The sequence below is a fragment of the Arthrobacter sp. K41 genome, from assembly GCF_059089645.1.
Genome location: NZ_JBNHEW010000015.1, coordinates 1 through 853, shown reverse-complemented (window position 1 = coordinate 853; position 853 = coordinate 1). Strand labels below are relative to the sequence as shown.

General features: G+C 62.6%; 1 protein-coding gene. It reads left to right on the top strand.

The window, feature by feature from the left end; genetic code table 11:
* The first annotated feature begins 31 nt into the window (after positions 1-31).
* Positions 32-835 (top strand): IclR family transcriptional regulator domain-containing protein, encoded by an 804-nt coding sequence (locus tag AC5RTE_RS17160; protein ID WP_494042582.1) that lies wholly within the window; start codon positions 32-34, stop codon positions 833-835.
* The last annotated feature ends 18 nt before the right edge of the window (positions 836-853 follow it).

Genomic DNA, 853 nt, shown 5'->3' with positions numbered 1-853 from the left:
TACTTGACGTAACGGCGATAAAGGAGCAGATTTGGTCGACCCTAGGAGTCCGGACTTTGTGGAGGCTATCGCCCGCGGGTTTTATGTCATCAAAGCCTTCGGCTCCCGAACGCGCCGGATGTCGCTTAGCGAGGTCGCCGAGGCTTCCGGCCTCGCGCGCCCGACAGCCCGCCGCATACTGATTACGCTTAGCGAACTGGGCTACGTACGCACGGACGGACGAGAGTTTATGTTAACGCCTCTCGTGCTGGAGCTCGGGACGGCCTACGTCACCTCCTCCGGCATCTGGGAAGCTGCACAATCCCATCTTCGGGAACTGTCGCACGTGACCGGTGAGAGCTGCTCAATTGCGCAGCTCGACGGCAGCGACATCGTCTACATCGCGCGTGTGGCGGTCCCGAAACTCGTCACGCTGACCGTGACGATCGGCACACGATTTCCCGCTGGGTCAACCTCCCTGGGCAAAGTGCTCCTCGCTGCGCTGCCGCGTGACGAGCTCGAGATCGTCCTGGGCATCCCCTCCCGATCAGGAATCACACCTGCGGTCCCGCTTGATCGTGCTCAGCTGGATGACGAACTGCGGCGCGTCCGCGCACAGGGGTGGGCTATGACCGATCAGCAGCTCGGACCTGCCATCCGTTCAATCGCGGCACCTATCCGCAACGGGTCAGGCACTGTCATCGCGGCCGCCAACGTCAACGCCCACGCTGCGGAAACGAGCATCGAAACACTGACCGGCGACCACCTCCCCCACCTGTTGCAGGCGGCTAGCGCCATCAGTGCCGACATCGCACTCATCGAGGCTGTTCCTGCGGAACTCATGACGCCCCGCTGAAAACGCCACAAGGCTCCT